The 24,999-nt window shown below is 63.2% G+C and carries 22 protein-coding genes; 8 read left to right on the forward strand and 14 right to left on the reverse strand.

Annotation, left to right across the window (positions count from 1 at the left end; translation table 11 throughout):
• Positions 1-25: 25 nt before the first annotated feature.
• The 3 genes from M0639_RS18145 to M0639_RS18155 are packed head-to-tail and all read right to left on the reverse strand — an operon-like array spanning position 26 to position 3,518.
• Positions 26-856, reverse strand: a complete 831-nt coding sequence (locus M0639_RS18145; protein WP_007731033.1) for a transglutaminase family protein — start codon at positions 854-856, stop codon at positions 26-28.
• An 8-nt stretch (positions 857-864) separates the two neighbouring features.
• On the reverse strand, positions 865-1,836 hold the full coding sequence (locus tag M0639_RS18150; protein WP_003944483.1) for an alpha-E domain-containing protein: 972 nt from the start codon (positions 1,834-1,836) through the stop codon (positions 865-867).
• Positions 1,837-1,892: 56 nt separating this feature from the next.
• A complete protein-coding gene (locus M0639_RS18155; RefSeq protein WP_003944471.1) occupies positions 1,893-3,518 on the reverse strand; it encodes a circularly permuted type 2 ATP-grasp protein in 1,626 nt (541 codons plus the stop codon).
• Positions 3,519-3,715: 197 nt separating this feature from the next.
• Between M0639_RS18155 and rpsT the strand changes: the two genes are divergently transcribed.
• Entirely contained in the window at positions 3,716-3,976 is a 261-nt protein-coding gene (rpsT, locus tag M0639_RS18160) for a 30S ribosomal protein S20 (protein ID WP_003944567.1), read from the forward strand.
• 672 nt (positions 3,977-4,648) lie between these two features.
• Here the strand turns inward: rpsT and holA are convergent.
• The 11 genes from holA to M0639_RS18215 form a co-directional block, all read right to left on the reverse strand.
• Entirely contained in the window at positions 4,649-5,626 is a 978-nt protein-coding gene (holA, locus tag M0639_RS18165) for a DNA polymerase III subunit delta (RefSeq protein ID WP_003944476.1), read from the reverse strand.
• Positions 5,623-7,983, reverse strand: coding sequence for a ComEC/Rec2 family competence protein (locus M0639_RS18170; RefSeq protein WP_064074805.1), 2,361 nt, complete (start codon positions 7,981-7,983; stop codon positions 5,623-5,625). The genes holA and M0639_RS18170 overlap by 4 nt, the downstream gene beginning before the upstream one ends.
• Entirely contained in the window at positions 7,980-8,861 is an 882-nt protein-coding gene (locus M0639_RS18175; protein ID WP_064074806.1) for a ComEA family DNA-binding protein, read from the reverse strand. The genes M0639_RS18170 and M0639_RS18175 overlap by 4 nt, the downstream gene beginning before the upstream one ends.
• Before the next feature lie 81 nt (positions 8,862-8,942).
• Positions 8,943-9,785, reverse strand: coding sequence for a DegV family protein (locus M0639_RS18180; RefSeq protein ID WP_058039399.1), 843 nt, complete (start codon positions 9,783-9,785; stop codon positions 8,943-8,945).
• Positions 9,786-9,789: 4 nt separating this feature from the next.
• The gene (octT, locus tag M0639_RS18185; RefSeq protein WP_042924057.1) at positions 9,790-10,572 is read right to left on the reverse strand and encodes a diglucosylglycerate octanoyltransferase; all 783 of its coding nucleotides are present in this window, start codon (positions 10,570-10,572) and stop codon (positions 9,790-9,792) included.
• Positions 10,559-11,233, reverse strand: a complete 675-nt coding sequence (locus tag M0639_RS18190; protein WP_058039398.1) for a histidine phosphatase family protein — start codon at positions 11,231-11,233, stop codon at positions 10,559-10,561. The genes octT and M0639_RS18190 overlap by 14 nt, the downstream gene beginning before the upstream one ends.
• Positions 11,230-11,676 carry a ribosome silencing factor gene (rsfS, locus tag M0639_RS18195; protein ID WP_064074807.1) on the reverse strand — a complete coding sequence of 149 codons (447 nt, stop codon included), beginning with the start codon at positions 11,674-11,676 and terminating at the stop codon, positions 11,230-11,232. The genes M0639_RS18190 and rsfS overlap by 4 nt, the downstream gene beginning before the upstream one ends.
• Positions 11,677-11,722: 46 nt before the next feature.
• The gene (gene nadD / locus M0639_RS18200) at positions 11,723-12,439 is read right to left on the reverse strand and encodes a nicotinate-nucleotide adenylyltransferase (protein ID WP_003944462.1); all 717 of its coding nucleotides are present in this window, start codon (positions 12,437-12,439) and stop codon (positions 11,723-11,725) included.
• A gap of 18 nt (positions 12,440-12,457) precedes the next feature.
• A complete protein-coding gene (locus M0639_RS18205) occupies positions 12,458-13,921 on the reverse strand; it encodes a vWA domain-containing protein (protein ID WP_003944477.1) in 1,464 nt (487 codons plus the stop codon).
• Positions 13,922-13,929: 8 nt separating this feature from the next.
• Positions 13,930-14,841, reverse strand: a complete 912-nt coding sequence (locus M0639_RS18210; protein ID WP_003944506.1) for an AAA family ATPase — start codon at positions 14,839-14,841, stop codon at positions 13,930-13,932.
• 39 nt (positions 14,842-14,880) lie between these two features.
• The gene (locus M0639_RS18215) at positions 14,881-16,167 is read right to left on the reverse strand and encodes a glutamate-5-semialdehyde dehydrogenase (protein WP_064074808.1); all 1,287 of its coding nucleotides are present in this window, start codon (positions 16,165-16,167) and stop codon (positions 14,881-14,883) included.
• A 149-nt stretch (positions 16,168-16,316) separates the two neighbouring features.
• Between M0639_RS18215 and M0639_RS18220 the strand changes: the two genes are divergently transcribed.
• From M0639_RS18220 to ectB, 7 genes are all read left to right on the forward strand, one after another.
• The gene (locus M0639_RS18220; protein ID WP_064074809.1) at positions 16,317-17,420 is read left to right on the forward strand and encodes an NADH:flavin oxidoreductase/NADH oxidase; all 1,104 of its coding nucleotides are present in this window, start codon (positions 16,317-16,319) and stop codon (positions 17,418-17,420) included.
• Between the two features lie 243 nt (positions 17,421-17,663).
• Positions 17,664-19,106, forward strand: coding sequence for an MFS transporter (locus M0639_RS18225; protein ID WP_003944479.1), 1,443 nt, complete (start codon positions 17,664-17,666; stop codon positions 19,104-19,106).
• Complete coding sequence (locus M0639_RS18230) at positions 19,103-19,984, forward strand: ribokinase (RefSeq protein WP_042450215.1); 882 nt, start codon at positions 19,103-19,105, stop codon at positions 19,982-19,984. The genes M0639_RS18225 and M0639_RS18230 overlap by 4 nt, the downstream gene beginning before the upstream one ends.
• A gap of 53 nt (positions 19,985-20,037) precedes the next feature.
• Positions 20,038-20,859 (forward strand): MerR family transcriptional regulator, encoded by an 822-nt coding sequence (locus tag M0639_RS18235; protein ID WP_054187684.1) that lies wholly within the window; start codon positions 20,038-20,040, stop codon positions 20,857-20,859.
• A gap of 39 nt (positions 20,860-20,898) precedes the next feature.
• Positions 20,899-22,998 (forward strand): RecQ family ATP-dependent DNA helicase, encoded by a 2,100-nt coding sequence (locus tag M0639_RS18240; protein WP_030536630.1) that lies wholly within the window; start codon positions 20,899-20,901, stop codon positions 22,996-22,998.
• Between the two features lie 160 nt (positions 22,999-23,158).
• The gene (gene ectA / locus M0639_RS18245) at positions 23,159-23,674 is read left to right on the forward strand and encodes a diaminobutyrate acetyltransferase (protein WP_003944572.1); all 516 of its coding nucleotides are present in this window, start codon (positions 23,159-23,161) and stop codon (positions 23,672-23,674) included.
• 48 nt (positions 23,675-23,722) lie between these two features.
• Positions 23,723-24,985, forward strand: coding sequence for a diaminobutyrate--2-oxoglutarate transaminase (gene ectB, locus M0639_RS18250; RefSeq protein ID WP_007731008.1), 1,263 nt, complete (start codon positions 23,723-23,725; stop codon positions 24,983-24,985).
• Positions 24,986-24,999: the final 14 nt, after the last annotated feature.

Below are 24,999 nucleotides of genomic sequence, written 5' to 3' on the forward strand. Positions count from 1 at the left end.
CTCACGCGCCTAGATTTGCCGGACTTTACGCAAGCCTGGTGATCTCCACAACAACTTCGAGATCTGTGGAGCGTCCACCGGAAAAGATTCCCTTCAAAGGCGGCACATCCGAATAGTCCCTTCCTATTCCGACCGAGACATGCTGTTCATTCACAGCTATCGCATTGGTCGGGTCGTATCCCCACCACGCGCCGGTCCACGCTTCGATCCACGCGTGCGATTCCCCGACCACCGTGTCCCCGACTGCCGCATCACGTTTCGGGTGGAGATAGCCGGAAACGTATCGACACGGTATTCCCATCGTTCGAAGCAACACCAAGGTCAGATGCGCATAGTCCTGGCAGACACCTTTCCTGGCCGACCAGGCCTCCACCGCCGACGTATGCACTCCGGTCGTACCGGGAACATATGACATTTCGCCGTAAACCCATTGCGACGCAGCCACTACTGCATCTTCAGGTGATTTATCTTTGCGCAATTCCTTGGCAATTGTCGCCAGCTTACGATCACGCGGAACATATCTCGTGAAACTCAGTTGTTCGTTGAATCGATCTTTAATCGCGTTTCCCGACAATTCATCCCAGTCGACGGTTTCCTCGGGCTGAACGAACGGTTCGGTCTCCACCACCGACAGTCCGGTCACTTCGAGTTCCGTATGCGGGGCGTGCAAGTCGAAGGCGGTCACCGCGGTGCCCCAGTAATCGGTGTATCGGTAGGAACGCGTTGCCGGCTGGGTTTCGACGCGCGTGAGTATCACCGTCTGCCTGGTGTCGCCGCGAGGTGTCAATCGCGCTTCGTTGTACGACGACGTCACCGGGGCGTCGTACGCATATCCCGTGGTGTGCACGACCCTCATTCGCCAGCTCACAGCTCTCCCTCCACCGTCGACTCCGCATACGCGGCGCCGGCATCCGTCCACGCGACCCACGGCGCAGCGTGGAAGTACTGCAATGCAATCGCCTCACCCAGTTCGCGACAGGTCTCCTGCCAACCGAGCAACCGTCCTTGCAGATCTTCGAGCAACACGCCCTGCGGCAGGAACTCGAGTTCGCTGCGTGCGCGGCCCAGAAGCCGCGGCGCCTCCGCCCGGATTCCGACGCGACTGCCCGGCTGCGGGTCGAGCTCCTGCAGGCACTTCTCGGCCTGCCTGATCGAGTGGAACACCGAGCGCGGAAAGAGCCTGTCCAACAAGATGAACTCGACGACGCGATTGGCGTCGAGTGCTCCGCGATACGTACGCAGATACGTGTCATGTGCGCCCGCCGAGCGAAGAACGCTGACCCATGCCGGCGACGACGGGCGGTCACCGGCGCGCGCCAGAAGCATCCGCACGATCATGTCGACACGTTCGATCGACCTGCCCAGCAGAAGGAACCGATAGCCGTCGTCGCGACTGAGCGTGGAATCCGCCAGGCCCGCGAACATCGCTGCGCGTTCCTCCACATAGCGGAAGAACTCGTGTGGCCCCAGCCTGCGTGAGGCACGTTCACGCTCGGCCAGTCCGTTGTACGTGGTGTTCAGGCACTCCCACATCTCACTCGACGTGACCTCACGCGCCCCGCGAGCATTCTCACGAGCACTTGCCAGCGAGTCCACGATCGAACCAACCTGGTTGCGGCTGAACGCAACCAGATCGGTGAGCGAGCGCACGTCGAGCTTGCCCTCCGGCGCCTCGATGCCGAGGACACGCAGGAGCAGACGCGACGTTCGGTCCGGGTCGACGGTGGCGTCGTCGAGCAATTGATGGACGGCGACGTCGAGGATCCGAGCAGTGTCGTCGGCGCGCTCGACGTAGCGGCCGATCCAGTAGAGGGACTCTGCGTTGCGAGCAAGCATCGGTCACCACGCTCCGTTCACTGATAGTTCTTGGTAGCTGGGCACTTCCGAGGTGTTCACTGTTGCTGCTGCTGTTGTTGCTGCGAGGTGCTCAGTTCGGGACCCTGCACCGGCTCCGCGGATTCCGGGGGCTCGGACACCAGTTCCTCGCCTGACAACTCTGGGTCTTCGTCAGAGGTGCGACTCGCAAGCACCCACGTGTCCTTGCTTCCGCCGCCCTGGCTGGAGTTGACCACCAGCGAACCTTCCGGAAGTGCCACCCGGGTCAGGCCGCCGGGCAACACCCACACGTCCTCACCGTCGTTGACGGCAAAGGGCCGCAAGTCCACGTGGCGCGGCGAGAGAACATCGTCGATCTTGGTCGGCACCGTGGACAACTGCACGAGTGGCTGCGCAATCCACCCGCGCGGGTCTGCCTTGATCTTGCGGGTGATCGCGGCCAGTTCCTTGGGGCTCGCGTCGGGTCCGAAGACGATTCCGTAGCCGCCGGAACCTTCCACCGGCTTGATGACCAGTTCGGCGACGCGGTCGAGGACTTGCTCGCACTCCTCGTCCAACCAACAGCGGAACGTGTCGACGTTCTGCAAGAGCGGCTTCTCACCGAGGTAGTAGTCGATGATCTGCGGAACGTAGGTATAGACGAGTTTGTCGTCACCGACTCCGTTGCCGACGGCGCTCGAGATCACCACGTTGCCCGCCCGCGCCGCATTCAGTAGGCCTGCGACGCCGAGAATCGAATCCGGACGGAAGTGCATCGGGTCGAGATACTCGTCGTCGATGCGGCGATAGATGACGTCGACCTGGCGCTCGCCTTCCGTAGTGCGCATGTACACCATGTTGTCGCGGCAGAACAGGTCGCGACCTTCGACGAGTTCCACACCCATCTGACGAGCGAGCAACGAATGCTCGAAATAGGCGGAATTGGCGATACCCGGTGTGAGAACAACCACTGTCGGGTCCGCTTCGTTGAGTGCAGCACCCGCACGCAGCGCCCTCAGCAGGTGTGTTGCGTAATCACCGACCGCCCGCACCTTGTGGGACATGAACAGATCCGGGAACACCCGAGTCATGGTGCGACGGTTTTCCATCACATAGGAGACACCGGACGGAGATCGCAGATTGTCCTCGAGAACTCGGAACTCTCCCGCCTCGTCTCGGACCAGGTCGATACCCGCGACGTGAATTCGCACACCGTTGGGCGGCACGATGCCGGCCGCTTCACGGTGGAAGTGCTCACACGAGGTGACCAGGCGGCGCGGCAACACGTGATCGCGCAGGATTCGCTGCTCGCCGTAGATGTCCGCGAGAAACAACTCGAGCGCCTTCACCCGCTGTTTGATGCCCTTTTCCAGCCGCGACCACTCCTGGGCGGCGATGACGCGTGGCACCAGATCCAACGGGAAGGGTCGTTCCTGCCCGGACAGCGAAAACGTCACACCCTGGTCGATGAATGCGCGTCCGAGTGCGTCGGCACGCGCGGCGAGGTCGGCGCTGCTCGTCGGCGCCAGGGCTTTGTACACACCCTTGTACGGACCACGCACCGAGCCGTCGGGCTCGAACATCTCGTCGAAAGCCAACTCGTAGCGACCGATGTCTGAATATCCGTCGAACACTGCGGCAGGACGCGCTCGGGTGGTGGTCGAACCTGTTTTACTCGAACTTTTCGAAGGCGGCGGCGTCATAGGGCAACATGCTGCTACAAGTGGGGCTATTCGGCAGCGCGGCGAGAAATCGGGCGCTCGGTGTACCCTTCTCGACAGACGCAACGTGCGACGGTTTGGGTTCTTGGGCCCTCGGCTGGTAATCTTGCCAGTCGGTGCATCAGTGCGCCCACAGCTTTCTCGACCGTAACCAGCTAAAGACGACAAGGATTTTACGCGTGGCCAACATCAAGTCCCAGGTGAAGCGAATCCGTACCAACGAGGCGGCCCGACTCCGTAACCAGTCGGTGAAGTCCTCGCTGCGTACCGCGATCCGTTCATTCCGCGAGGCTGCGGCAGCCGGTGACAAGGACAAGGCCAACGAGCTCCTCGTCTCCACCAGCCGCAAGCTCGACAAGGCAGCCAGCAAGGGCGTCATTCACGCCAACCAGGCTGCCAACAAGAAGTCTGCACTCTCGCAGGCTGCCAACAAGCTCTGACGTTTCCACTGTGACGGTTCGCCGTCACACTGGTTCGTCTCGATAGCCGCCAGGTCGAAAGACCAGGCGGCTATTTTGCGTATTCAATCGGGTCAGTGCGAAGACCCGCCATCCATGTCTTGCAGCGAATATGTGGAGCGGGCTGCAACCATCTGATGATGGCGATCAACGGGCACGGGAAGCGCCCTCGCAGCTGGTTGTTCACGACTGTCTTCTGGGCGGTCGTCGCTTTCGGCGTAGTGGCCGCCCTGGGAATCCCTCGTTGGTGGGAATCATTGACGGTTGCAGTCGTCGGAGGTGCCGCAAGCTACGGATGGTGTAAGCGCAGGCAACGTAGCGAATTCCGGATCTTCTTCGGCGTGATGTGTTCACTCGTTGCGATTCTGGCGTTTCTCGCCGTTGGACGAGCGCTACTCACCACCGTGAAGGTGCCGGTGGACAGCATCGGCCAAGAAACCATTGTCTGCGGCAGTGTGGTGAATCCGGTGTCGCACGACTCACTACGGGTGACCGACATCAGAACAGGTGAACCAACGACACGGCCTCAGGCCATTCCGCATACTCAGTTGGAGCAAGCCTGCGTGAAACGCCTCGACTACCGGGCGGGTGAGGCCACGGCCGCCACTGTCGTCGGACTACTTCTGGCCGGACGCGCAGTAGGCCACGTTGTACTCAGTTCTTCCGCAACGCGCACACTTTCCGCACTGCCATCTCCAGGGCGAAGGACGAGTCGACTGCGGCACCCTTCACGTCGGCATTGAGGGCGGCGACGATCTGCATCGCAGCGCCGATCGACGTGGGATCCCAGCCGCCGACCTCCTTGATCGCCTTCTTGACCTTCCACGGCGGCATTCCGAGATCCGACGCCAACCGGAACGGGTCACCGCCCCGTGCAAACGGGCCGACCTTCGCGATGGTGTGGACTGCGTCAGCGAGGGCGTCCGCGAGCAGAACATGGGCTGTTCCGATCTGATCTGCCCATCGGAGCGCCTCGAGCGCACCCCGGGTATCGCCGACGATGACTTTGTCGGCCACGTCGAATCCGGAAACCTCGGCCTTGCCCGAGTAATACTTGTGGACCGCATCGACGTCGATCTTGCCGCCCGTATCTGCCGCCAATTGCGAGCAGGCCGACGCTAGTTCGCGGAGGTTGGAGCCGACGCTTTCGATCATCGCAGCGATCGCATCTGGCGCAACCCTGACGTCTGCGGTCCGAAACTCACCCCGGACGAAGTCGACAAGCTGACTCTTGTTCAGTTTTCCGCAGTTGTGAACCGTCGCGCCGAGCTTCTCGAGGGCCGGCGCCAACGCTTTCGCGCGACCGCCGCCCGAGTGCACGACGATCAGAACCACACCTTCTGCCGGCTCGCGTGCAGCCTCCAGGACAAGCGCTACGGCATCTTTGCCTGCTTCTGCAGCCGATTCCAAGACGATCACACGGTCTTCGGCAAAAAGAGAAGGGCTGAGCAACTCGGCCAACTCGGGAGCATTGGTGTCGCCCGCACGCATCTTGGTCACCGGGAGATCCGAAATACCCTGGCCGCGGTCACCGCGGACAGCTCTGATGAGCTGCGATACCGTGCGGTCGATCAGGAACTCGTCGTCCCCGAGAACAAGATGCAGCGGATCGACTCCAGACGGATTACTCACCCGAAGATGGTCCCACGAGGAACCGACACGATGGACACAGACCCGCCGCCCCCGCCGTACACAGCGACGGTGCCGTCGACGTCGGTCCGAACCACCGCCCCGCCCAATGAAGCCAGTTCATCGAGAACCTCCGCATTCGGGTGCCCGAAACTGTTGCCGACGCCGACGCTGATCATCGTCAACCTCGGACGCACCGCTTCCAGAAATGCCGACGACGTGGTCCGAGAACCGTGATGGGGCAGCTTCAACACATCGGCCTTCACATCCGTACCCGATCGGAGGATGGCCTCCTCCCCCGCAACTTCGGCGTCGCCCGTCAACAGAATTCGACCCGCGCCCGTGTGCGCCATCACCACCAGCGACTGATCGTTCGCGGCGTCCGCGCCGTCCCCCGTATCGCGGGGAGCCGGAAGCAACGGTCCGAGAACCCCCACGTTCACCGATCCCAACGTCAACTCCATACCTGCCCGCAACGAGACAACCGGAACGGCGTGCGACTCGGCGGCATCCTTTACCGTCCGAAAACCTGACTCCGGCAACAACATCGACCCGACTCCGACCGCAGCGACCGAACGCCCACTCAGGACTGCTTCCAATCCACCGATGTGATCGGCATGAAAATGACTGATCATCAGCAACGCGATGTCGTTGACGTCCAACATGTTCAGACAACGATCCATCGACGTGGGATCAGGACCGACATCGATGACGATCACCCTGCCGTCTCCAGTCGAGAGCACAAGACCGTCCCCCTGACCGACGTCGCACATCACCAGTGCCCACCCCGGAGCAATACGGCCACCCCCGAACACGTGTTGAAAGATCAGGGCCAGAACAACTCCCAGAACAAGAACGCCGAGCACCCATCTCGAAATCCGATTCCACAGCGTCAGGGCCGCGGCCAGTAGGACTCCCACGACGACGAGGGCACCGATGAGTCCTGACGGCACTACCACCGACGCTCCGGGAAGCGCCGCCGCCCGCTCGGACACGCACAGCAGCCACCCCATCGGCGGCCGCACCAATGGCGCGACGAACACCGCGATCGGTGGACAGATCAGCGCACACAAGGCAATCACCGCACCGAACACCGTGATGATTCCGATCACGGGCGCCACCGCCATGTTCGCGGCAATCGTGACCACGCTGAAGGTTCCCGCCATGGCGCCCACCAACGGTGCAGTCACGACAAACGCAGCACCCGAGACAGCTGTCATCTCCGAAAACCAACGGGGCCAGCCTCTTCGGCGAAGCACGTCCACCCACACCGGAGCAATGATCACCAGCGCGCCCGTGGCAGTAGTCGACAGCGCAAACCCCCAGTCGACGGCCAGCTCGGGCATCACGACAACCAGAACGATGACGGCGGCAGCAAGAGCAGGCAGTGCCTGTTTGCGACGACCGGTGACCAGACTGAGCAGGCCGATCAGGCCCATCACCGACGCGCGTAGAACACTCGGCGACGGCCTCGCGACGACAACAAAGGCAACGAGGGCTACCACCGCCAAAGCGGCGCCGACCCGTGGACTGAGCGCCGCGGCTCTGACCAACAGCAGAACGGCCCCGAGCAGAATGCTGATGTTGGCGCCGGACACCGCGGTGAGATGGGAAAGTCCGGCAACGGTGAAGTTGTCCTTCACCACCGGCGACAACGCCGACGTGTCTCCGACGACGAGGCCAGGCAGCAGACCCGCCTGATCCGGCGGGAGTGCAGCCGAGCACGCAGCGGCGAAACGAATGCGCACCACACTTGCCCATCGCTGATACCAGGGCACTTCTCCCACCGCGACGGGAGGCCCTTCGGACGTGATCACGGCGAGCGTGGAATCGCTACGCCATGGCTGACTCGCCCGGCCACGAACCGTGAGGCTCTGCCCTGGAACAACTTCGAGCCACGACGAACTGGGCGCCCGGATGGTGACCAAGCCGCCTCCGGAGTACCTGCGGTTCTGGGCAGTCACCGAATTGACGGTTGCCCTGAAGACGACCTGACCTTGACCCACCGCGCCGGAGACCGCGTGCGGATCCTCCGAGGGTTCCACTTCGACACTCACCCAAGCTCCCTCGAGAGAAGCCCGGGTCAGTGGGTGCCTCTCCGCCTCGGACGCCCGCCACCCGCCGGCGGCACTACACCCGGCACCGAACAGCAATGCAACCAACATGATTCGTACCCACCCCGCTGATGTCCGGCGCACAACCACGTAAGTGAGGAGTGCCGCTGGAACCGCACACGCCACCGCCAGTACCCACGCGGCGACCGGGCCGAACAGGATCCCCACCGCACTGCTCCCCCACACCGCGACCGCCGACAGAAGCAGTCGAGCGTCGAGGACCGGCGAGGCTTCCGGTTCGTTCACACCGACACCAGCACTCGCAATTTGGCCAACCTTGCCGGGCCGATCCCGTCGACTTCCCCCAATTGTTCTATGTCCGTGAATCTTCCGTTGGAGGTGCGCCAGGAGATGATCGCCGCAGCCGTTACCGGCCCTACCCCGGGAAGCTCGTCCAGTTCGGCCTCGGTGGCGGTATTGAGGTTCACCAGCCCAGCCCCGCCGGATTCCCCCGTAGCTGCGGGGCTGGTCCCTCCTGCAGTGGTACTCGAAGAAACACCACCGGACTGATCGGCCGCACCAACCACGATCTGATCGCCGTCGACAAGTTTCTGAGCCAGATTCAGGCCCACCGTCTCCGCTCCGTCGAGCACGCCACCTGCCGCAGCAAGCGCGTCGGCGATGCGCGAGCCCGAATGAAGATTGACAAGCCCAGGCGTGCGCACGAGCCCGACGACACTGACCACCACAGCCTCGGGCGGATGCTCTGCCACGACGCCGGTCGGTACAGGACTGGCTGATTCACCATCGCCGGCAGTCACATTCTTCTCCGTGACATTCTGGGGCGAGGGCAACGGTGGGACCGCCTGCATGCTCGGAGAATCCCACCACACGGCGAACAAGCCGATTCCCGTGGCCAGAACTGCAACGATCGCCAACACCCAGGTCGCCGACCGACTCGGGCGCCAACGTGTACCGCGCCAATGTTCGGGCAATCGGTCGAACCGTGACGAGTCGGGCTGAGCTTCGTAGTCGTCCTCGTCGAAGTCCCGAAGCCACTCGGGGGACCTCTCGAAAGACCCTGAATCCTCGAATTCGTCGACGTCCTCGTGTCGCCGCCGGTAGTTGCCGTCCATCGCCGCGAGGCGATCACGCGCCCGCTCGCGCTCCTCGCTGATCCTCATGACTGGACGCTAACGAGAGACCTCGCCGCCAACGACGAACAATTTATATCTGTGGAGAACTCGCGGATTGTGGAGAAGCGATCAGGCGCTCGTGTCGATCTCCGGCAACGGGCACACCACAACACCGATCGCGCCGACACCGACGTGCGCTCCGATAACCGCACTGAAGTCGGTGACGACGGATTCCGCTACATCGGGAATGCGCTCGGCCAACTGTTCGGCTATCCCGTCCGCACGCTCTCGCGCGCGCATGTGATGCACGGCTATCGCCACACGACCGAGACCGGCGCGTTCGACTGCCGAATCCACCAACCTTGCAAGAGCTTTGGTGGTGGTACGTGTCTTCTCGCCGAGCACGAGCTTGCCGTCCACCAGATGCAGAATCGGTTTCATCGCCAATGCAGTGCCCAGCAGTGCGGCCGCGGTTCCGATTCGTCCCCCCCTACGCAATTGATCAAGTTTGTCGACGACGATGTAGCAGCGCCCACGGCTCGCTACGTCGACCGCCCGGCCGTACGCCTCTTCGAGTGAAGCGCCCTTCTCGGCCAAGCGTGCAGCTTCGAGGACGGGATATCCCAAACCCATACCGGCGGACTGTGAATCGACGATGCGGACGGCGCCACCGAACTCCTGGGCCGCGACTCGTCCGGCTTCCCACGTTCCCGACAGTTGGCGTGAAATGTGAACGGCGAGAACGCCGTCACCGTCGCTCATGTCCAGGGCGCGTGCATACGCTTCGGACAACTCGGAGGGCGACGCTCCGGCCGTTGTCACTCCCGACAGGTCGCTCGGCATTGCGTCGACGCCCTCTCGCAAGTCGCAGCCGTCACGGAGCACGTGGAGCGGAACAACCTGAATGCCACATGCGTCGGCCGACTCCTGCGGGATGCAGGCGGAGGAATCCGTGACGACGACGACCGGCATTCTGCTACCCGACTTCGCTCGGCGGTGCTACCAGTTCCGGCGAAACCACTTTCTGCGCCTCGACCCCGCGAATCGCAGCGATCATCGCGCGGGCTACGCCGAGGTGACCGTCCCAACCCCAGTGAATGCCGTCAGGATTGCCGTTCTCGGAAAAGACGTTGTCACGCACTGCATCTGCAAGGTCGACTACGGGAACGTCTTTCTCCGTAGCCCACTCGGTGATCGCGGACACCGCGGCAGGTCGTCCGGCATGCACGCTGGCGTAGGCATCACTGCGGTGCACCGACGGCAGGGTCGCGATCATCGGCAGTTCGGGTCGCATGTACTCCAACGCATTTCGCGAGCTTTCCAGATACTCGACGCTCAGCTTGGGCGGAAGTGCGACCGGGCGGCCCAGAGGTGCAAGCCGCGGCTGCAGCCACTGATAACCCTCGCGCACCACGCGTCGAAGCGCGGGTGGCCGAACGTAGCGGATGGTCTCGCGGAGCGCGGTAGGCAATGGGGACGGCAGCGAGTCCATCCCGCCGACCGCGAACACGACGGCGCCGGCCCGCGGCACCGCCGCCCACACACGAGGATCCTGAGTCAGTGCCCACCACGCGTCGCGACACGTCCATCCGATACGGGCGACCAACTCGACGTCCCAGCCGAGTTCGTCGGCCACGATGTTGGGCCAGATGCGTGGATGATCTGCCGCGAGGCCGCCTTTGGGGCCGAAATACGACAGCGAATCCGCGAGTACGAGGAGGACGGGGCGCTGCCCGTCGGCACTTTCAGAGGACGTCATTTGCGACACTCGCAGAAGCATTCCATACGTCGAGTCGCCACTCGATCGACTTGACGTCACCATGTCCACTGAGTTGCACCCAACTGGTGTTTCCCAATCCGCCGAGGACGGCCCAGCGATCGATGGGTAGGTCGAGCAATGCCGCTGTCAGTGCCGCGATCAAGCCTCCGTGCGCCACCAGAACCACGGGCCGCTCGGCCCAGTCCGGGTGCGTGTCGAGCAATTCGTGAACTACGGGGAGGCTGCGATTCGCGACGTCGATTCGGCTTTCGCCGCCGGGCGGCGCCAACGTGGCATCCGCTCGCCACGCAGATCGCACACCGGGAGTGCGCTCGTCGACGTCATGATGAGTCAGGCCCTGCCATTCCCCCAGGTGTGTCTCGCGCAGACGCGTGTCGGTGAGGACCGGAAGTCCGGCGGCATCACCGACTGCGACGGCCGTGAAGTACGCCCGACGCAGATCCGAGGACACGATCGTCAACGGCCTGCGATCGGCGATCACCGGACCTGCACTCTTGGCCTGCGTGCGTCCCAACTCCGACAGGTCGGTGTCGAGTTGCCCCTGCATCCGAGAGTCGGCGTTGTATTCGGTCTGTCCGTGACGCAGCAGGATGAGCCGGCGGACAGGGTTCGACGCCGCACTGGGCGCCGACGAAGTCACAGCGAGGGATCCTGCGCGTCCGGCTCGGAAACCGTGTCGGTCTCGAACACCGTGTTGGCGTCGGCGGGGCCGGGACGGTTCTGTCCGAGGCCTTCGACCTCGACCGTCGGGCAGTCCTTCCACAGACGATCGAGAGCGTAGAAGTTGCGCTCCTCGTCATGCTGGACGTGGATGACGATGTCGGCGTAGTCGAGCAGTGCCCAGCGGCCCTCGCGGGTGCCTTCCCGGCGGACCGGCTTGTGTCCCGCTTCGCGGAGACGGTCTTCGATGTTCTCGACAATCGAGTTGACCTGACGCTCGTTCGTCGCAGATGCGATGACGAAGCAGTCCGTGATGACCAGCTGTTCGGACACATCGAGCACCACCACTTCGGTGGCCAGCTTCTCGTCGGCTGCCAAGGCCGCGATGCGTGCCATGTCGATGGCTTCGGTGTTTGCGCTCACTCGATGTTCTCCAGTTTCGTCTTCAGAAAGTACTTGTTGTGCTCGGCTAGCTCGATTCGGCGCCCGGGACGGCTTCCGACTTCCCCGGTGCGGGCTCCGACATCGTTGTAGCTCCGTCGCGGCGCTCCGCGTCGACAGGTCGATACAGGTTCCGCTTCGAGATGTACTGCACCACTCCGTCCGGCACCAGGTACCAGACGGGGCGGTCTTCACTTGCCCGACGCCGACATTCGGTCGACGAAATGGCAAGTGCCGGAATCTCTATCAACGTGACCGCGTCGGCGGGCATGGTGTCGAGGTGACCGGCCAGGTGCTCTGCATTGAGATCGAAACCCGGTCGCGATACCCCGACGAACTTCGCCAATGCGAACAACTCTTCCCAATCTTGCCAGGAAAGGATGCTGGCCAGCGCATCGGCACCGGTGATGAAGAAGAGTTCGGCGTCAGGGTGGTAGGCCCGGAGGTCTCGCAGCGTGTCCACGGTGTACGTCACTTTTTCACGGTCGACGTCGACCCGAGAGACGGAAAACCGCGGGTTGGAGGCGGTGGCGATGACCGTCATGAGGTACCGGTCCTCGGCAGGACTGACGCCCTTCCCCTGCTTCTGCCAAGGCCGCCCGGTGGGGACGAAGATCACTTCGTCGAGTCCGAACCGGTCGGCGACCTCACTGGCCGCAACGAGGTGGCCATGGTGAATGGGGTCGAAGGTGCCACCCATCACTCCTAGGCGTCGAGCACGTTCCACCGATAGTCCCTTCTGCACGAGTGTCGAGCTTACGGGTCAGACCGGCAGCAGACGGGACACGACGTCGGCAAGCTGCTGGGCCGAGCGGCACTCGTGCATGCTGATGACCTCGTTGTAGACCTTCGCCGCGGAGTCACCCGTTCCCCATTGCCCCTTCGGCTCGGGGTTGAGCCAGTGCGCGTGCTTGGCTACTGCCACCATCTGCGACAGCGACTGAAGGTTGGGATCGCGGTAGTTGTTGCGACCGTCGCCGAGTACCAGTAGCGACGTGCGACTGGTGATCGACTGCGCGAACTTCTCCTGGAACACTCCGAAGGCGTGTCCGTAGTCTGAGTGGCCGTCGTAGGTGATCAGTTCGGCCTCACGCACCATCCGTGACATCGCTGATCCGAGGTCTGCGTTCGAGTCGAAGAACCGCGTGACCTCGTCGGTCGTGTCGATGAACGCGAACACCCGCACGCGCGAGAACTGCTCACGCAAAGCGTTCACGAGCAGCAGAGTGAAATGGCTGAACCCCGCCACCGAGCCGGACACGTCGCACATCACCACAAGTTCGGGCCGCGCCCGCTTCGGCTTGCGCTGCACCAGATCGATCGGCACTCCGCCCGTCGACATGGACTTGCGCAACGTACGACGTAGGTCGATCGAACCCGCGCGAGAGCGGCTACGACGCACGGCGAGACGACTGGCCAACAAGCGAGCCAGGGGTGCGACGTTCTTCTTCAGCGTGGTGAGTTCGGCATCGGATGCTCGCAAGAAGTCGACTTCCTCGGCGAGTTTCGGAACGCCGTACGTGGCGACCCGCTCCTTGCCCAAATTCTCGGCTGTGCGTCGACGCGTTTCCTTCTCGACCATCTTGCGGAAGTCCGCGATGCGCTGCGCTGCCGTGCGCTTGGCGACCTCGGATTGATAGTCGGAGTTGTCCTTGCCCTCTGACCCGGAACCCTCCTGGTTGCCGAGCAGGCCCTGCAGGATCTTGTTGAGCAACGTCTCCGGGGCGACGTCGCGCAGCGCCTGGTAGGCGGAGAACGACGGGCCGTTGCTCGACTGGTACTGCCCGAGTTCCTCGACCATCGCGGCGGTCAGGAGTTCGGTCATCTCCATCGCCTCGTCACTGCCGTCTGTCAGCAGTTCGGCGATCAGCTCACGCAATGCCTGCAGGTCGATCGAGCCGTCTGGCTTGCGCGGCAGTGTGACGTCGACGTCGCCGACCGCACGGTCACCGATCGCCTTGGGGAACCACAGGTCGAAGACGGCGTCGAACGTCGCCCGGTGGGTCGGCCTGCGCAGGAGCGAGCATGCCAGCCCTTCACGAAGCGCTTCACGATCGAGCAGGTCGAGAACAGACATGACCTGACCGGCGTCGACTGTCTCGGACGGGCCGACCATGATTCCGCGGCGTCGCAGAGCCTCGACAAAATCGACGAGGTGACCGGGAATCCCGTGCGGCGCTGCCAGGCCGCCAGGTGAGAGCGGCGACGTCGATCCTGCGGGAGCCATGTCAGACCTCAGTTCAGCCGAAGTTCAGCGGCGGCACGCACCTGGTCCGACTGGTGCTTGAGGATCACGCCGAGCGTGGCGCGAACGGCATCGTCGTCGAGAGTGTCCATGCCCAGAGCAAGAAGGGTGCGTCCCCAGTCGATGGTCTCGGATACCGAAGGGACCTTCTTGAGCTGCATTCCGCGAAGAACACGAATGGTGTTGACCAGCTGCTCGGCAATCGCTTCAGGAAGCTCCGGCACACGGCTTGCGAGGATGCGACGCTCGAGGTCGGCGTCCGGGAAATCGAGATGCAGGAAGAGGCAACGACGCTTCAGAGCCTCCGAGAGTTCACGAGTGGCATTCGAGGTCAACACCGTGAACGGCTTGCGGGTGGCGGTGATCGTTCCGAGCTCGGGGATCGTGACCGCGAAGTCGCTGAGCACTTCGAGGAGCAGACCTTCGATCTCGACGTCTGCCTTGTCCGTCTCGTCGATCAACAGCACCGTCGGGTCCTCGCGGCGAATGGCCTTGAGCAGTGGACGTGCGAGCAGGAACTCCTCCGAGAAGACATCCGCCTTCGTCGAGTCCCAGCTGTGGTCGACCGCGACATCACCCCTCGCTCCGCTCGCCCCGCCCGACTGAATCCGAAGAATCTGCTTCGCGTGGTTCCACTCGTACAGCGCACGAGCCTCGTCGACGCCCTCGTAGCACTGCAGACGCACCAGTTCTGCGCCCGTGGTCTGGGCGACTGCGCGGGCGAGTTCCGTCTTTCCGACACCGGCCGGGCCCTCGATGAGCAGCGGCTTGCCCAGACGATCGGCCAGGAAGACTGCCGTCGCGGTGGCCTTGTCGGACAGATAGCCGGTTTCGGCCAGCCGTTCGATCACGTCGTCGACGGTCGAGAAGAACGGCGTCGTGTCGGGAAGTGCTCGGTCCACGGTTAACTCCTTGAGAGGTGGGCAAGTCTGGTGAACTTTTCAGGCGGGTCGGGTGTGCCCGTCGCCCCAGACGATCCACTTGGTGGACGTCAGTTCCGGCAACCCCATGGGGCCACGCGCATGCAGTTTCTGGGTGGAGATGCCGATCTCGGCGCCGAATCCGAACTGCTCACCGTCGGTGAAGGCAGTCGACGCGTTGACCATCACTGCCGCGGCGTCGACGCGAGCGGTGAACTCGCGGGCAGCCGAAAGATCGGACGTCACGATGGCTTCGGTATGACCGGTTCCGTACTGGTCGATGTGCTCGACAGCAGCGTCCAAGTCCTTGACGACCTTGAGGGCGACGTCGAGGGTGAGGTATTCCTTCGACCAGTCGTCCTCGGTCGCGGGAACCAGTCCCGGCAGATCACCGTGCACGACGACGTCGTGCATCTGAAGCGCTTGGAGCAGCTTCGGCACGGCCGTCTCGGCGATCGCAGCGTCGACCAGGACGGTTTCGGCTGTATTGCAGACACTGGGCCGACGGGTTTTCGAGTTGAGAAGAATCTTCTCGGCCATCAGTAGATCGGCGGCCGAGTGAACATAGACGTGGCAGTTACCGACACCGGTCTCGATGGTGGGCACGGTGGCATCACGCACGACGGCGCTGATCAAGCCGGCACCGCCGCGCGGGATGACGACGTCGACGAGGCCGCGGGCCTGGATGAGGTGCGTGACCGTCGACCGATCCGCACTCGGCAGAAGTTGAACGGAGTCCTCGGGGAGCCCCTGAGCAACCAACGACGCGCGCAGAGCCGCCACCAACGCTTCGTTGGACTTGACCGCCGAGGACGAACCACGAAGCAGCGCAGCATTTCCCGACTTGAGAGTCAGCCCGAAGGCATCGACGGTCACGTTAGGACGAGCCTCGTACACCATACCGACGACACCGAGCGGAACGCGCTGCTGACGTAGTTCCAAACCGTTCGGCAGAGTGGATCCACGAAGCACTTCACCGATCGGATCGGGTAGTCCGGCAACCTGACGCAAACCCGACGCGATGCCCTCGATCCGGTCAGCGGTCAGACGAAGACGGTCGAGCAGCGATTCCTCGGTGCCGCCCGCCTTCGCGGTGTCGATATCGAGAGCGTTGGCCGCGAGAATCCGATCACTTGCCGCGAGTACCGCGTCGGCTGCGGCGTGGAGCGCAGCATCCTTCTGCGCCGTGGTCAGCAGAGCCAGGACACGCGAAGCCTTACGGGCTCGGCGTGCGGCGTCGTGCACGACGGACTTGGTGTCGGACGCGTCCGAGTCGACGGTTTCTGCGTTGGAAGTCACAGCGGTCATGAATACACATTAACCACCCACCGTGACGGCCTGCTCGGCGGAACGAGGCTGTGACCACCCGGGACCATTCCGGCGGACCGCCGGGGAACAATTCCGATGCGGGGCGCTGTTGCACCCACCGACCTTCTTCTTCGAGTCAGGAGCCATCCGTGAGTGTGTTGTTCGAGCCTTTGACCCTGCGCGGCGTCACCATCCCGAACCGCGTCTGGATGGCACCGATGTGCCAGTACTCCGCTGACGTCATCGGCGACCAGGTCGGAGTGCCCAACGAGTGGCATCGCACGCATCTGGTGAGCCGTGCAATCGGCGGCACCGGCCTGATTCTCACCGAGGCGACGGCCGTCAATCCCGAAGGCCGCATATCGGCAGCTGATCTGGGGATCTGGAACGACACGCAGGCGCAAGCCTTCGCCGAGATCAACGCGCAACTCGCGTACTTCGGCGCAGTGCCCGGAATCCAGCTGGCCCACGCCGGACGCAAAGCGTCGACGCAGGTTCCGTGGCGCGGCGGCAAGGGCCTGCCCGCCGACGACCGACTCTCGTGGCAGACGGTGGCCCCGAGCGCGGTTCCGTTCGGTCACCTTGCCGATCCGGTCGAGCTCACCACGGAAGGCATCGAGAAGGTCGTCGCAGACTTTGCAGCGGCGGCTACCCGCGCACTGAAGGCCGAATTCAAGGTCGTGGAAATTCACGCGGCCCACGGATACCTGATCCATCAGTTCCTCTCCCCCGAGAGCAACAAGCGGACCGACCGCTACGGCGGCAGCTTCGAGAACCGCATCCGGTTGCTCCTCGAAATCCTGAGCGCAGTCCGCGAGGTGTGGCCGGCCGAGCTACCGCTCTTCGTCCGGGTCTCGGCGACCGATTGGCTCACGGAAGAACGTGGGCTCGACGTCGAGAGCTGGACCGCGGATCAGACCGTAGCCCTCGCCAACATCCTCTCCGACTACGGCGTCGATCTCGTCGACGTGTCCACCGGCGGTAATTCACCGGCAGCCAAGATTCCGGTGGAGCCGGGATACCAGGTTCCGTTCGCCCGTCGCCTGCAGAACGAGAGCCTGCTACCGGCCGCCGCCGTCGGCCTCATCACCGAACCCGAACAAGCCGAGAAGATCGTCGAAGACGGAAGCGCAGTGGCGGTGCTCCTCGGCCGCGAACTGTTGCGAGATCCCTACTGGGCGCGCCGGGCGGCCCGTGAACTGAACGCCGAGGTAGGACCGCATATCCCGTCGCAGTACGCCCGCGCCTTCTAGCCCGAAAATCGGCTCCCGCGCACAACTTTGATAGCGTAAGCGTCTTACTTGCCGGTAGTCCGGAGCCCTGAGGGTTCCGGACACTGCCGCGGGCCAGAGCCGTGCGACGGGGGTCGCAACGAGCCACAGGGCACGCGGACGCTCGATTTCCCGACCGGCTCATCGGCGAGTGGGCAACGAAAAGATGCGTGCATCAGGTACGTGCCCCGCTCGGTTCGATGATTGCGCTGGGGAGCGCATGTCATGACTACACCAGAGAACTCGATCAGCGCTCTCGAAGTGGCCGAATCACCCGATGTCTGCGTCACCGACAATGCGTCCGTCAAGCGCGCTGTCAAGGCAACGATGCTCGGAAATGCCATGGAGTGGTTCGATTTCGGCGTTTACGCATATCTAGCTACCACTATAGGAAAAGTGTTCTTCCCGGACGCGAGCGGCAGCGCTCAACTCCTCTCTACCTTTGCAATTTTTGCGGCAGCCTTCATCGTCCGCCCACTCGGCGGATTGTTCTTCGGTCCACTCGGTGACCGCATCGGACGCAAGAAAGTCCTGGCCACCACCATCATTCTGATGGCGGGCAGCACCTTCGCCATCGGCCTCATCCCGAGCTACGAATCCATCGGTATCGCCGCCCCGATCCTGCTGGTACTCCTACGCCTACTGCAGGGCTTTTCCACCGGCGGCGAATACGGCGGAGCCAGTACGTTCGTCGCCGAATACGCACCGGACAAGCGCCGCGGTTTCTTCGCCAGCTTCCTCGAATTCGGTACTCTGGCAGGATATGTGGCGGCAGCGGGCATCGTGACGATCATCCAGACCGTCGTCAGTGCCGAGGACCTACTCCAGTGGGGCTGGCGCATCCCCTTCCTCATTGCCGGACCTCTGGGTCTCATCGGCCTGTACCTCCGTCTGCGTTTGGAGGAAACTCCCGCATTCCAGATGATGGAGCAGGCCGAAGAGCGCTCCCTCGCAGATGAATCCACAGGCAAGAAACTACGCGAAACTCTCGTCGACAACTGGCGTCCGCTTGTTCTGTGCATCGTCCTGGTGGCCACGTACAACATCGCTCACTACGGACTGCTCAGCTACATGCCGACGTATCTGACCAACACGTTGGGTTACGACGAATCCCACGGACTCGTTCTGATGATCATCGTCATGATCGTGATGATGATGGGAATCAGCTACGTCGGAAAGTTCTCGGACCGCGTCGGGCGTAAACCCTTGCTGCTCAGCGGTTTCATCGGATTCTTCGTCCTGTCCCTGCCTGCCTACCTTCTGATCGGCGTCGGCAACTACGTGACGGTCTTCCTGGGACTCGCAATTCTCGGTGGCTTGCTCCTGCTGTTCGTCGGAGTGTTCCCGTCCGTGCTTCCCGCACTCTTTCCGACCGGAATCAGGTACGGCGGCTTGGCAATCGGATACAACCTCGCGGTCTCCATCTTCGGCGGGACCACTCCCCTGGTGCTCACCGCCCTCGAAAGTGCAACGGGCAGCAACTTGGTCGCACCGATGTACATGATGATCGCCGCCGTGATCGGCGGTATCGCAGTCCTGATGATCCCCGAGACCGCACGCAAGCCACTCGACGGCTCTCCGCCCTCCGTCGCCACCGACGAGGAAGCACGTCGGATCATCCGCAAGGTTCGTCGAAAGAGAATGAAGGCCGATAACCTCGAGGTATGAGCACGCCTCGAATCGTCGTCGTCGGCAGTATCAACATGGATCTGACCACGTCAGTATCCAGATTCCCCGCTCCGGGAGAAACGCTGCTCGGCACTGCCTTTGCCACCGCGGCGGGAGGCAAAGGCAGCAACCAGGCCATCGCCGCCGCGAAGGCCGGTGGGGACGTGTCGTTCGTCGGCGCGGTCGGCGACGACGGTTTCGGCACCCAATTGCGCGAGACCCTGCAAGACGCCGGGGTCGACACCGCGTTGCTTCGTAGTGTCGACGGCCCGAGCGGCGTTGCCGCCATCACCGTGAGCGAGGACGCGGAGAACAACATCATCGTCGTCCCGGGCGCCAATTCCTCGGTCACCTCGTTGTCAGAAGCAGACCTCGACGCGATCGCACACGCCGACGTTCTCCTGTGCCAACTCGAAATACCCCTCGACACGGTCACCGCAGCGGCCCGGCACGCGCGTGCCAACGGAACAACTGTCATCCTCAATCCTTCGCCGGTACAAGACCTTCCGGGCGCCCTGATCGAGTCTGTCGACATCCTGATCGTCAACCAGACCGAGTCGGAGCAGTTGGCCGCGGTCACCGGTCGCGTCCGATACCTCGTCACGACGCTCGGGGCCGGCGGCGCGGATCTCCGGTCGGGCGAGGAGACAATCCACGCCGACTCCCCGGCCGTGACACCCGTGGATACAACTGGCGCAGGCGATGCTTTCACCGGCGCCTTCGCCGTGGAGTGGGTGCAGGGCCAGGACCGCGCCCTGCAGTTCGCTGCCACGGCGGGAAGTCTGGCGACGACGGTCCGCGGCGCGTCGGTGTCGTCACCCACTCGCGCTGCGATCGAAAAAGTCCTGAACCGACAGCTTGACTCTGACACCGTGTGAGGTCGTAAACCTGTAGGTATCGGGTTTGTGAGAGAGAAACGGGGCGAGCAAGGATGTTGAGCATCGGAGACTTCGCGAGAGCAGGTCGTGTGTCGGTGCGCATGCTCCGCCACTACGACGCCATCGGTCTGCTCAGACCCGCGAGGGTCGACGCATCCACCGGGTATCGCTCGTACACCGCGGGCCAGTTGGCGCTGCTCAACCGCATCGTCGCTCTCAAGGAGTTGGGCCTGACTCTGGCCCAGGTCCAGCAAGTGGTGGAGTCAGCGGTCACCGTCGACGAGATCCGCGGGATGCTCACGCTTCGCCGAGCAGAACTCGAAACCCGAATCCAGGAAGACACCGCGCGACTGGCGCATGTACAGGCGCGCCTACGGATCATCGAAAGTGAGGGACAGATGTCCGCATACGAGGTTGTGATCAAGTCAGTTCCGGCGCTGCGGGTCGCGGAGTTGACCGGTAGCGCCAAGACGATGGATCCGTCGTCGATCGGCCCGGTGGTTCGCGGGTTGTACGAGCGCCTTTGTACCGGTTTGGATCGTGCCGGTATCGCCGCGATCGGACCCGCTGTCGCTTACTACGAGGATGCCGGTGACGACGAGAACGTCGTCGTCCATGCGGCGCTACCGGTAGACGCGAATCCCGATGGCGACTACGAGTTCGCTGTGGTGGACCTGCGGGCCGAAGAGCACGTGGCCTCGCTGCTGCACAAGGGTTCGATGGACAACTGCCTGCCCGCTTATCAGGCGTTGGCCCAATGGATCGACGCAGCGGGATACCGCAATGCCGGCCCCAGCCGTGAGGTGACGCTGGCGTGCCCGGAGGATGTCGACGGCTGGGTCACCGAACTGCAGGAACCTGTTGCCAAGGCCTGAAGCCCGCACGTGTCGGCAGGGTCGTGCACCATGGGGTCCATGACCACCGCCACTGCCCCAGCCATGCGCGACGAAGCCGAGCGGCTGCTCCGCGAACTCGCGGGGCCGGATGCCCGCCTACGCGAGGACCAGTGGACGGCCATCGAGGCGCTGGTGGTGCAGCGCAAACGCGCGCTCGTCGTACAGCGGACCGGCTGGGGCAAATCTGCGGTCTACTTCATCTCGGCGAAGCTGCTCCGGGCAACGGGCCACGGCCCCACCGTCATCGTCTCTCCGTTGTTGGCCCTGATGCGAAACCAGGTCAGTTCTGCCGAACGTGCCGGAGTGCGCGCCGCAACCATCAATTCGGGCAACGTCACCGAATGGGACGACATCCATGCCCGCGTCGCAGCCAATGATCTCGACGTCCTTCTGGTCAGCCCCGAGCGCCTGAACAACCCTGACTTCCGCGATCAGGTGCTCCCGGCCCTGGCAGCTGATGCCGGCCTGGTCGTAGTCGACGAGGCTCACTGCGTTTCCGACTGGGGCCACGACTTCCGTCCCGACTACCGCCGCATCAGGACCTTGATCGCCGAACTCGGCGAGGGCATTCCCGTCCTCGCAACCACGGCGACGGCCAACAACCGCGTCGTCGAGGACGTGTCCGCCCAACTCGGCGTCGGCGGTGAGGAAACCCTCGTCCTTCGCGGCGGGCTCGAACGCGAGTCGCTTCACCTCTCTGTAGTCCACATTCCGGAGGCGACGGCGCGCGCTGCCTGGCTTGCCGACATGCTCGAGACGCTGCCGGGTTCGGGCATCATCTACACGCTGACGGTTTCGGCCGCGCGCGACCTCGCAAGCCTGCTCTCCGAGCGCGGCCATACCGTCGCCGCCTACACGGGCCAGACCGATCCCACTGAACGTGAATCTCTCGAGCAGGACTTGTTGGGTAATCGCGTCAAGGCTCTGGTGGCCACCTCGGCACTCGGGATGGGCTTCGACAAGCCTGATCTCGGGTTCGTCGTCCACCTCGGCGCACCGTCGTCGCCGATCTCGTACTACCAGCAGGTGGGCCGCGCCGGTCGTTCCACCGACAGGGCAGACGTGATCCTCCTGCCTGGCGCCGAGGACAAGCAGATCTGGAGTTACTTCGCCTCGGTCGCCTTCCCCCGCGAGCACCTGGTCCGCAGCGTCATCGAACACCTCGACACCGAAAAGGCCACGTCGACACCGGCACTCGAACCTCTGGTGGAGCTCAATCGCACGCGTCTCGAGATGGTCCTCAAAGTCCTCGACGTCGACGGCGCGGTCAAACGCGTCAAGGGCGGGTGGATCAGCACCGGCGAACCCTGGGTGTACGACGCCGAGCGCTACGGCCGACTCGACGACGCCCGCCAGGCCGAGCAGGCCGCAATGGTCGAGTACCAGAGCATCACGACGTGTCGAATGACCTTCCTGCGTGAACAACTCGACGATCCTGGTCTGACCTCGGAGAACTCACAGTGCGGTCGCTGTGACAACTGCACAGGCAATCGCTACGACACCACTGTCGACACCGCCGCCCTCGACGAGACTCGGGCGCGCTTGCAGCGCCCCGGATTCGACCTGGAGCCGCGCAAGATGTGGCCGACCGGCCTGAGCAAGCTGGGCGTCAAGCTGTCCGGGAAGATCACCGAGGGGCCCGAAACCGGGCGCATTCTCGGACGGATGTCGGACCTGGGCTGGGGTCAACGTCTCCGCGCGCTTTTCGACGGTCCCGACGCCGAGGTACCCGATGCGGTGGTCAGCGCGTGTATCAGCGTTCTGGCCGCCTGGAATTGGGCCGAGCGACCCACCGGTGTCATGGCCCTCGAATCCACGACGCATCCTTTGTTGGTGTCGAGCCTGGCTGCCAAGTTGGCCGAGGTCGGGCGATTGACCGACCTGGGCACCCTTCGCTTGCGACCCGACCACCCTCCGGTGTCGGCAGCGAACTCCGCCTACCGCGTGTCCGGACTGGTCGATGTTTGGGAAGTCCCGGACATGAGTATCCATCAGGGACCAATACTTCTTGTCGACGCAATCGCCGATACCGGTTGGACTTTCACGATGGCCGCGCGCGCACTTCGACAGGCTGGTGCTCACTCTGTACTTCCGTTGGCGCTCGCAAGCCCGAAATAGCGAGTTTTTGCCCGAAATAGTCGCTCCGACAACGGCAAAAGTTACATAATGTGAGCACCATCACATTCATGTCCTCACCTGGGGCGCAACGGGTTCCACACGGCCCGAAACGGACATCTGCATGACTTCGACAGCAATGATTGTTACGTTCAGATGACCGATGAAGCCTGTTGATACGAGAGCTATCCCGACCACCGCGCCGGACGCGGTGTTGTTCAGAAGCCCACAGATCGATGACGGAGTCCGGCTCTGGGAGATCGCACGTGATTCGAAGGTGCTCGACCTCAATTCGAGTTATGCATACCTGTTGTGGTGCAGGGATTTCAGCGCGACGTCCATCGTCGCGGAGGTAGACGGCCGCGTAGTCGGATTCGTTTCCGGTTATACCCGTCCCAGCGCGCAGGAAACCCTGTTCGTGTGGCAAGTTGCGGTCGACGAAGACCAGCGCGGCAAGGCAATTGCTGCCCGCATGCTGTCCGACTTGATGGATCGCACTGCCCCACTGGGTGTTACACATCTGGAGACCACGATCAGCCCCGACAACGAGGCTTCGATCGCACTCTTCACCGCGCTCGCACGTCGGCGCGAAGTACCGATAACCAGGCAGACCTTGTTCTCGCCCAACGATTTTCCCGATGGACACGAAGCCGAAGATCTTTACACGATCGGCGCCTAGCGCACTTCGCGCTCGGCATACAGCATGCCCCGGAGGAACAAAGAAGATATGAATATCAACGAAGCAAGCATTTTTGAAACCCTCGAGTCCGAGGTACGCAGCTACTGCCGTGACTGGCCCGCAGTGTTCACCAGCGCATCCGGATCCTGGATTCGTGACGAGAACGGGCGCGACTACCTCGATTTCTTCGCCGGTGCCGGCGCCCTCAACTACGGCCACAACAACCCGGTGCTCAAGTCCGCACTGGTCGACTACATCATGAGCGACGGCATCACGCACGGTCTCGACATGTCGACAGTCGCCAAGCGTGAGTTCCTCGAGACCTTTCAGCGCAACATCCTCGAGCCGCGCGGCCTGGACTACAAGGTCCAGTTCCCCGGCCCGACCGGATCGAACACCGTCGAGGCTGCACTGAAGCTGGCCCGCAAGGTCACCGGACGTTCGGCAGTCATCAACTTCACCAACGCATTTCACGGGATGACACTTGGTGCACTCTCCGTGACCGGCAACTCGATGAAGCGCGCGGGCGCCGGTGTCCCCCTCGTGCACACGACACCGATGCCCTTCGACAACTACTTCGACGGCGTCACCGAGGACTTCCAGTGGTTCTCCCGCGTTCTCGATGATTCCGGCAGTGGAATCAACCGCCCCGCGGCAGTGATCGTCGAAACCGTGCAGGGTGAAGGTGGCGTCAATGTCGCTCGCCCCGAATGGCTTCGGGCGCTGGCAACACTGTGCTCGGATCGCGGAATCCTGTTGATCGTCGACGACGTCCAGATGGGTTGCGGCCGTACCGGCCCGTTCTTCTCCTTCGAAGAGGCCGGAATCGTTCCCGACATCGTCACGTTGTCCAAGTCGATCAGCGGCTACGGAATGCCGATGGCGCTCACGCTGTTCAAGCGTGAACTCGACGTCTGGGGACCGGGCGAGCACAACGGCACCTTCCGCGGCAACAACCCGGCGTTCGTCACCTCCAAGGTGGCACTCGACCACTACTGGTCCGACGACGCACTCACCAAGACGACGTTGAAGAAGGGCGCACGCATCAGCGAATGCTTCGCCAACCTCTCCGATCAGTTCCCCGGCGAGGTCTCGCACCGCGGGCGTGGCTTGGTTCAGGGCCTCGTGTTCGAACAGCCCGAGCGCGCCGGCAAGGTCTGCCAGTTGGCATTCGACGAGGGATTGCTCGCCGAGACCTCCGGACCCTCCGACCAGGTTGTGAAACTGCTTCCCGCACTGACGATTACCGACGACGAGCTCGAGCACGGCCTCTCCATTCTGGCCGAGGCGACACTCAAGGTCTGCAGCTAGAGGAAGGACTCTCC

It is taken from the genome of Rhodococcus qingshengii JCM 15477 (assembly GCF_023221595.1).
In the GTDB taxonomy this organism is placed as follows: Bacteria; Actinomycetota; Actinomycetes; order Mycobacteriales; family Mycobacteriaceae; genus Rhodococcus_F; species Rhodococcus_F qingshengii.